The organism is Acinetobacter sp., assembly GCF_049284435.1.
Classification (GTDB): domain Bacteria; phylum Pseudomonadota; class Gammaproteobacteria; order Pseudomonadales; family Moraxellaceae; genus Acinetobacter.
The window spans coordinates 1-9,216 of record NZ_JBAPXX010000123.1 but is presented as its reverse complement, the minus strand read 5'-3'; the positions used below and the strand labels follow the sequence as shown (position 1 = coordinate 9,216).

At 41.3% G+C, this 9,216-nt stretch carries 8 protein-coding genes and 1 pseudogene; 7 read left to right on the top strand and 2 right to left on the bottom strand.

Annotated elements, in window-relative coordinates:
- Positions 1–1,357: heavy metal sensor histidine kinase (locus WAK81_RS10955; RefSeq protein ID WP_422196833.1), on the top strand; the 1,357-nt coding region annotated here is incomplete at its 5' end.
- Between the two features lie 113 nt (positions 1,358–1,470).
- On the opposite strand, the gene WAK81_RS10950 is transcribed toward WAK81_RS10955, so the two are convergent.
- Entirely contained in the window at positions 1,471–2,244 is a 774-nt protein-coding gene (locus WAK81_RS10950) for a glucose 1-dehydrogenase (RefSeq protein WP_422196834.1), read from the bottom strand.
- Positions 2,245–2,340: 96 nt separating this feature from the next.
- Positions 2,341–3,543 carry an alpha/beta fold hydrolase gene (locus WAK81_RS10945; protein WP_422196832.1) on the bottom strand — a complete coding sequence of 401 codons (1,203 nt, stop codon included), beginning with the start codon at positions 3,541–3,543 and terminating at the stop codon, positions 2,341–2,343.
- 688 nt (positions 3,544–4,231) lie between these two features.
- Here WAK81_RS10945 and WAK81_RS10940 point away from each other — a divergent pair.
- From WAK81_RS10940 to WAK81_RS10915, 6 genes and pseudogenes are all read left to right on the top strand, one after another.
- Positions 4,232–4,960: an alpha/beta hydrolase gene (locus WAK81_RS10940; RefSeq protein WP_422196831.1), complete on the top strand. Its 729-nt coding sequence runs from the start codon at positions 4,232–4,234 to the stop codon at positions 4,958–4,960.
- A 70-nt stretch (positions 4,961–5,030) separates the two neighbouring features.
- Positions 5,031–6,308: an adenosylmethionine--8-amino-7-oxononanoate transaminase gene (gene bioA / locus WAK81_RS10935; protein ID WP_422196830.1), complete on the top strand. Its 1,278-nt coding sequence runs from the start codon at positions 5,031–5,033 to the stop codon at positions 6,306–6,308.
- Complete coding sequence (locus WAK81_RS10930) at positions 6,305–7,474, top strand: 8-amino-7-oxononanoate synthase (protein WP_422196829.1); 1,170 nt, start codon at positions 6,305–6,307, stop codon at positions 7,472–7,474. Before bioA ends, WAK81_RS10930 begins: the two co-directional genes overlap by 4 nt.
- Complete coding sequence (gene bioC, locus WAK81_RS10925; protein ID WP_422196828.1) at positions 7,471–8,226, top strand: malonyl-ACP O-methyltransferase BioC; 756 nt, start codon at positions 7,471–7,473, stop codon at positions 8,224–8,226. The genes WAK81_RS10930 and bioC overlap by 4 nt, the downstream gene beginning before the upstream one ends.
- On the top strand, positions 8,223–8,876 hold the full coding sequence (bioD, locus tag WAK81_RS10920; RefSeq protein WP_422196827.1) for a dethiobiotin synthase: 654 nt from the start codon (positions 8,223–8,225) through the stop codon (positions 8,874–8,876). The genes bioC and bioD overlap by 4 nt, the downstream gene beginning before the upstream one ends.
- Positions 8,877–9,061: 185 nt before the next feature.
- Positions 9,062–9,216 (top strand): annotated as a pseudogene (locus WAK81_RS10915) (DUF6691 family protein); the annotation flags it as partial.

The following is a 9,216-nucleotide window of genomic DNA, read 5'->3' as shown; positions in this document are numbered from 1 at the left end:
GAGCTTAACAACGCGCTTAAGTATTTCTTTCAGTATTGTTTGTTCCATTGTATTTTTGGGTGTTGGCTTACTTTCTTATCACAACATGCAGCACCTGTTAACCAAACAACGTGATCAGAACTTAGCTGCGCGTATCGAACGTATCGAGGTATTTTTACAGGATCAGGAAAGTTTCCGGATTTTGGTTCAACACCCTCATCTATATGAAAATATGTTGGGTAAAGAAGATAATCTTTTAATCTTAAGAAATCAGCAACACGCCTTAATTGAGATAAATCCTTTAAAAATTCGTATTCCTGCTATAGCAAAATCAAAAACAATTCTCTTTCTGGATAACCAGTTTCAACTGCCCACAACCCGTTTAGCTTATAAAACTGTAGATTTCAATCATCAACAGTATCAACTGATTGCTGGCACACAGTTTGATGAAGCTCAGTCTACGTTGGATCAATATCTATGGAAGTTGATTCTTTATAGTTTATTGGGAATTGGCGTAGCAAGTCTACTCGGACGCTTGGTGGGATTGTATTTACTGAAATCTCTCAATCATCTAATTGAGCAGACACATAAAATTCAGGGTAATCAACCTCAACAGCGAATCGAGATTAAAAGTGCCACCATCGAAGTGGAGAAACTCAGTTCAGCAATGAATGCCATGTTGGAAAAAATTCAGATTAATTATGACCAGTTAGCACAGTTTTCTGAGGATATTGCACATGAATTAAGGACTCCTTTGAATAACTTAATGGGGCAGACTCAAATCATGCTGATGCAATCTCGTTCACAGCGAGAAATGGAGCAGCTTTTATACTCTCATCTGGAAGAGTATGAACGGCTAAGCAAGATGATTGAGAATATGTTATTTATTGCTCGCTCTGAAAATGCTGATTATATTATTGAAAAAGAAAATATCGATCTAGCTGGGCTTATTTTAGAGCTAGTGCATTACTATGAATTTTTAGCTGAAGATAGACAAATGAAGTTTATTTTGAACTTGGAAGAAGGAGTTCAAATATATGCGAATGCAGATTTAATAAAAAGGGCACTTTCCAATCTCATGATCAATGCCATTGACTATGGATGTGAAGAAAAAGACATCCTAATTTCCGCAAAATCTACAGAGCATCATGTGATCATCGAAGTTCTAACTAAGAATATTTATATTGATCAACAACATTTACCTCACTTGTTTGACCGTTTTTATCAAATAGATAGCAGTCGACATTTCAAAGCAAAGACTGGCGGTTTAGGTTTAGCTATCGTTAAGTCGATCATGAAGTTGCATAATGGAAAGGCGGAAGTATATAACAGCCAACAAGGAGTTATATTTAGTCTAAAAATAAGAAACCTGATTTAAATAAGTCATTAAACTTTTTCAGTAGATAGTTTTAGGTTGTAAAGATGCGCTGGTCTACATTATATAGTACAGCGCCTTCGATTAATAAGTTACAGGTTCAAGGAAAGCAATCTTTAATCAAGTGTTTGTACACCTCCACCATTTACAAATAAGGTTTGGCCAGAAATCCAGGATGAAATAGGAGCAGCAAAGAATAATACAGCTCTCGCGATATCTTCAGGTTCACCCAATCGACCTAATGGTGTATGAGACAGCATTCTTTTTTCAATCTCAGGCGTCAATACTGTTTCTAACGCAGCAGTACAAATTGCTCCTGGCCCTACAGCATTAATCCGCACCTTAGGACCGAAATCATGTGCCAAATTAGCGACCATATGATTCAATGCCGCTTTTGATGAAGCATATCCACTCATGGCAGGGCTTTTATTAATCGAACTCATCGAGCTAATGTTGACGATTGAGCCATAACCGGCTGTATTCATATGAGGTGCAACGAGTTGACACAATCGCCAAGCGGCAAATACGTTAAGCTGAAAATCACGTTGTATGTTATCTACACTAATTTGATCAGGAGATTCACGGCCACCCCCGCCGCCGCCAGCATTATTCACTAAAATGTGAATATGATTAAAGCTTTCAATTGTTTTATTCACGGCATTAACCAAATGATCATCTTGCAAAATATTACAAGAGACCCATTCAATATTGCCGCCAGTGAGTTGCCTGATTTCCTCAGCTGTCTGTTGAGCTACTTCCGAATTTAAATCGGCGATCATCACATTCGCTCCTGCCTGTGCAAGAATAAGTGCACTAGCTTTACCAATGCCTGCAGCACCGCCTGTTACCAGTGCGGTTTTACCTCTTAGTGACAATAAGCTTTCCATTATCATTTTGATTTATCTCCATTTCTATATAGAAACCTGAAATACTAGATTTTCATGCTCTACAGGATTTTTTGACCTTAAATGCCTCAACCTGTCATCTTATTTCGTAGGACAAGTGTTTAAAGATTTCCCTTGTTCAACTGAATGAAGAAATTTTCCAATCAGTAATTCACTTTGTCTTAAAGAATCTCGATGATCCCCATTCTGGATGGGATGAAAGGCAATAGGTTTTTGCTTTGTACATATCTGCTGATAATAAGCATACGTACCACGATAATCGACAAGCTGGTCTTTCTCACCCTGGACTAGAAGAACGGGTACAGTGGGTGTCATATTCTCAATAGACTGTTTTCTCAAATAGTTTGTTAAAGGTGCCAGATTCACATTAGGCTTAAAGACTGTTCTAGGTGCTTGCTGCAGATCAGATTGTAGTTCTGACAGACAGCGACTGCGTGCATCGTTAAGGATTTTTCCCATTTCGGGACTGACTAAATTCGCGGGAGCAAGAGTTGGATCTGCGGCTTCGGCTCCTAGAAGAACAATCGGAAAAAATGCGGCAACATCGGTGGTAATCTGCGAATTTTTAGCGACGTATTCAGCAATTCCTTCATACTGATAGCCACCCGGTGCCAGTGCAATTGCTCCGCGCAGATTGAATTCAGGTGCATCTTTCTGGCCATCTGCTGCGACTTTAAGAGACGCAGCGCCTCCTTGACTATGTCCCATAACATACCAATTTTTATTAAATTTATAAGGTTTTAAATTGTGGATTGCACGGACAGCATCTACCACAGTATGCAACTGACTTTGCGCATTCATATAGGGATGACCACCTGGAGTGCCTAAGCCTTGATAATCTGGTGCAACGACTGCATATCCACGGGCAAGCCATGCATCTAATGCTCTGGCAGCGATTTGCTGATAAACATGCACTGGTCCACCAGTATAATCTCCAGAGGGAGCACAGGTGTCTGCTACGCCAGTGGTACCATGTGCCCAAGCCAGAACAGGCCAACCACCTTTAGGAGGAGTACCTTTAGGCAATAGAATATATCCTGAAGTCACAATTGGTTCAGACAGTACCCCACGACTACGGTAATTAACTAATAACTGCTGTGAAGCATTATTAAATAAACCAGTATTTTGTTCATGTATGGATAATACTGTGCCCGGTATTTTTCCAGAAATATTAGAAGCATGAGGATTGGTTCTATCGGGAAGGATAGGAAAAGCCATTGCATGTAGAGAACTTAAGCACAGTGAGCTGATAAGTAATTTTAGGATGGGATGCTTGATTTTCATTACTACCATCTTCCTTTTTTATAATTAATTTTTAATATACTAGCTTTATTTAGATTTCCAAATAAAATATTAAAAAATTTAGCTCATACCAAATTTTATGATTAAAACTTTTCTTTTTATTGCATAACTTTTTATTCTAAAATTGCTAGAAAACTTTCATTTCGTTATTTTTCTTACAGATCGTATATGAAAAATATATATTTGTTTTTCAGAGTTTAAATTAATAATATTTTTTGTATAGAAAAAATAAAAATTATTTTTGATATAAAGCATTATGATGGATTTCATATGCCATTTTTATTTATTCAAGTATAGAGCTTCATTCTTGAGATTAAAGACATAACCGTATGTCATAAGTCATACGATACAACATGATGTATTGTCTTATATGAATATGGCTTAAATGTTTTGGTCACGATGTGAATATCCTTACTATCCCGTTTTTCAGCCTGAGCTAGCGGTTTTTTCGTGTAGCTATCGGCTAGCTTGCCGAATTATGAATAAAGAGGGTATGGCCTAGGTCGCTTTATTCGTACAAAGATCTAGGCCTTGGGTTATTAGCGTCAAGACAGGCAATTTTTTCTTTTTAGGTTAAAAGTATTTTTATACTTTTTTGAAAAGAAATAATTTTGATTTCAAAAAATCTCTATGGCTTGACGGCGTAATGTATTTTCACAGGGAATAGCAGATGAATATATTATTGATTGCAGGCTGGGGACTGGGGACAACCGTCCTGGAAGAATTTTCTGAAAAACTCAAGTCAGATCATACAGTCGCACTCTCTGATATTTTTGACCCCTTTGATGCAGCCACCCTGCAGGAAAAGATAAAGCTCGCACAAGATTATGATGTGCTCATAGGCTGGTCTTTAGGGGGACAATTGGCCATATATTTGGCCAATGAAATCTTTCAGCAGACACGAGTAGCAAAGCCTGTCATTGCCTGTATGTCCAATCCTTGTTTTGTTGCCAATAAAGATTGGCAACAGGCAATGCCTGAAACTGATTTTGAAAAATTTTCTCAGGCTGCCCGACTGGACATGTTGACGACATTGAAACGTTTTAGTCATCTTGTCTGTATGGGGACGAAGGATGCACGGCAACGGGTAAAATATTTACAATCCCAACTGTCTTTAATTGATTTAAATCATCAAAAAAAGCATCTTTATCTTTTGAAGCAATTAAATTTGGTAGAGATCTTAAAAACCTGTTCAACGAAGATACTGTTTATATTTTCAAACCAAGATTCACTCGTTCCCTACAAAGTTTCTCAAGAACCTGTCATTTCTCAACAAAGTATGATCCAAATTAAAAAAATTGATGCCACACATGATGCAATCCTGTTCGATACAGAGTTGGTATTGGCACCTATTCTGGATTTTATGGCCACTTTAGCGACTGCTTCATCTAAATCGTAAGCTTAGCAATTTGCATTTTTAACTGAGCAGGCTAAGATCGATATTTCCACAATTTTTCAGGATGAATTTTGTGTTTGACGCTTTTGATCAAGAGCATATTTGGCATCCCTATACCTCAATGACTGCACCCTTGCCATGTTATTCAGTCGCTAGCGCCAGCGGTGCCCAAATCTATCTGGAAGATGGCACGGCGCTGATTGATGGTATGTCTTCCTGGTGGTGTACGATTCATGGCTACAGTCATCCTGAGCTGAATCACGCCGCCATTGAGCAGCTTAATAAGATGTCACACGTGATGTTTGGCGGATTGACCCATCAGCCTGCCATTGAACTTGCGAAAATTCTGCTGGAGATTACGGCATCTGAGCTTGATAAAGTCTTTTTTGCTGATTCCGGGTCGGTTGCTGTAGAAGTTGCCTTGAAAATGGCGGTGCAATATTGGCATGCCCAAGATCAACCGGAAAAGAGTAATTTTGTCACGACACGTTCGGGCTACCATGGTGATACATGGAACGCGATGTCAGTTTGCGATCCGGTCACGGGTATGCATCAAATCTTCGGTTCAAGCCTGCCTAATCGATATTTTGTTCCTGCACCTGAAAGTCGCTTCAATGGCGAATGGCAGGAGCAGGATATCCAGCCACTGGAACAGTTACTGGCAGAAAAGCATGAGCAGATTGCAGCCATGATTATTGAGCCGATCGTTCAGGGCGCGGGGGGGATGCGCTTTTATCATCCTGAATACTTACGTCAAGCCAAAGCTTTGTGTAAGCAATACGATGTACTCCTGATTCTGGATGAGATTGCGACAGGTTTTGGACGCACTGGTAAGCTATTTGCCTATGAGCATGCCGATATCATCCCTGACATACTTTGTTTAGGTAAAGCCTTGACCGGTGGCTATATGACATTGTCTGCTACGCTCACCACCAAGCAGGTTGCAGAGACCATTTCTCGGGGTGAAGCGGGCGTTTTTATGCACGGTCCGACCTTTATGGCCAATCCTTTGGCGTGTGCAGTTGCAGTAAAAAGTATCCAGCTTTTACTGGCACAGGACTGGCAAGCCAATATACAGCGCATTGAACAGCAATTAAGTACCTTACATGGTTTAGATGGGCATCCTGTAGTCAAAGATGTGCGGGTGCTTGGTGCAATTGGAGTGGTTGAGTTGCATCAGGCAGTGAATCTGGCTGAATTTCAGGCAGAATGTGTTCGTCGTGGTGTATGGATTCGTCCATTTGGCAGGCTTGTGTATGTTATGCCGCCTTTTATTATTTCTACAGCCGAATTGCAGACATTGCTGGAACATATGATAGATATGATTCAGCACATGGAGCTTGCAGCATGAATTACCTCGAACATTTTGCACAGCAACTTGATGTATTAAAGCAACAAGGGCAGTACCGCGAGTTTAAATCCAAAATTACCAGTGCTGCCCATTTTGAACTCAACGGCAAAACCATGTTGAATCTGGCATCGAATGATTATCTGGGTCTTGCCAGCCAACTGGATTTACGGGAAGCATTTTTTGATATGACTCCTGTTTCTGAGCGGCAGATGAGTGCCAGTTCCTCCCGGTTGCTGACAGGAAATTTTCCAGCTTATGAACAGCTTGAACATAACATGTCGCAAGCCTTTGGCCGTGCGATACTGCTGTTTAATAGCGGGTATCATATGAATATCGGGATTTTACCTGCGCTTGCAGATAGTAAGACCCAAATCATTGCTGATAAACTGGTTCATGCCAGTATGATTGATGGTATCCGTTTATCTAAAGCGAATTATGTGCGATATCGGCATAATGATTTAGATCACTTGGCACAGCTTTTATTGAAATATCAGTCAGATGAGTCAATTGAACGTATCATTGTCGTCACAGAATCCATTTTTAGTATGGATGGGGATGAAACCGATTTAACTGCTTTGGTGGCTCTAAAGAAACAGTATCCTAAAGTCATGCTGTATGTTGATGAAGCGCATGCGATAGGCGTACGCGGTTTACGTGGACTGGGCTGTGCCGAGCAATATAATGTGATAGGGGATATCGATTTCCTGGTAGGTACCTTTGGTAAAGCGCTTGCTTCGGTTGGTGGCTATTTGGTCTGCGAACCGGTAATCCGGGAATATCTGATTAATTCAATGCGCCCGCTCATTTTCAGTACTGCCCAACCTCCCATCTGTATGGCCTGGACAAATTTTATCTTTCAGCATCAACAGGGCTTACAGGCAGAACGCCAAGCATTAACCGCATTATCACAATACAGTCAGCAGGCAGTAAAAAATCTGGGTTATGACTGTCCGTCAAGTTCCCAGATTGTTCCGGTCATTATTGGAGATACGCATCAGACCGTAGCTTCAGCAGCCTATTTGCAAGATCATGGTTTTTATGTATTGCCTGTACGTCCACCCACTGTTCCCAAAAACTCGTCACGATTGCGGATATGTTTGCATCACGGAATAAAGAATCAGGAAATTCAGCACTGTTTTAGTGTACTGGAGCAGTATCAGCCATGAACAACACACTGATTGCACAACGATTTGCTCAGGCTCAGCACAGTTATGATCAGCATGCCGTAGCACAGCGCCATGTCGCTCAGCATTTACTTCATTTAATGCAACAGCATATTCCCCAACCACATATGCAACGTGCGCTGGAAATTGGTTGTGGTTCAGGTCTGTTTAGCCATGCTTTTTTACAGCATTATGGGGTTGATCAGTTGTTTTTAAATGATCTTTATCCTGAAGTGAAACAGCATTTTCCTGAAACTGAGCAATTCATCTGGGGCATAGGCGATATCGAACAGTTGCCATTACCGCAGTCTTTAGACTTGGTGGTGTCCTGTTCAGCCTTGCAGTGGATTCAGGAGCTACCGGCCTTAATCCGAAAAGTGGCCAATGCCTTGAACCCATCAGGATATTTCTGTTTTGCCAGTTATGCAGAAGACAATTTAAAAGAAATTAAAGTATTAACAGGACAAGGTCTGGATTATTTATCACTGGAAACTGTAGCAAATATCTTGCAGACACAGGGCTTTGAACTGCTGATGGCAAATGAAGAACGGATCCAGCTCAACTTTGCCCAGCCTAGAGATGTGTTAAAACACATGAAATCTACCGGTGTGCAGGCAACGGCTCAGGGTTTTCGCTGGAGCAAAAGTTCACTTGCGCAGTTCGAGGACCATTATGCTCAATTCCAGATCCCGGAAACTGGGAGTTATCCTTTGACCTACCATCCCATTTACCTGATTGCACGGAAAGCCCTATGAGTTCGAAAATCTATTTTGTCAGCGGCATTGATACCGCTATTGGTAAGACCTATGCCACCGGTTTTTTAGCCAAAAGCTGGAATGAACAGGGGATTCACACTATTACCCAAAAGCTGATTCAAACTGGTAATACGGATGTTTCAGAAGATATCGAGCAGCACCGGACGATCATGGGATGTGGGCTGCTGCCTGAAGATCATGACAAGCTGACTATGCCAGAAATTTTTAGCTATCCGGCCTCACCGCATCTGGCATCTGAACTGGATCGGCGTTCAATCGATTTCGAAAAAATTCAGCAGGCAGCCACTATACTGGCTGAGCGTTATGACCGGGTTCTGCTTGAAGGGGCGGGCGGATTAATGGTGCCGCTGACCCGGGATATGCTAACGATCGATTATATTGCAACGCACGATTATCCTGTCATTCTGGTGACTTCAGGTCGTCTGGGCAGTATTAATCATACTTTGCTGAGTCTGGAGCTACTCAAAGAACGTGAAGTCGCACTTTATGCTGTGGCATTTAACCATGCTGATGACCATCAGGACCAAACGATTGCGATGGATACCATTCAGTATTTAAAGGAGTATCTGACTCGGTATTTTCCAACAGCCGTATGGCTAGATATTCCTAAGCTTGCATGTCACGCTTAGACACGCCGCACTTGATTTCAATGCGGAGCCCATAGGGCCGTCGGGCATTGAAAGAGAGCTGATAGCTGAATTTCGCCCAAGTTGTCCCAGTTCACTTGTATTTTTTCATTAATTTCTGGATAGCGTATACCTAAGTCTGAAAGAACTTTCTCAAGTGTGGGGCGAAGCCAGATGGCCTCAGTCATTTCCTGGGTCTATTTGGCGACTGGGATACCAGTCTGGCCTTTGTCATGATGGGCGCGATTGCGGTGGCCTTTATTCCCTTCCAGAAAGCATTACGTACGGCGCAACCGAAAACGGTATTTAATGAACCTATTGATTTACCTAAAAATAATCAGAT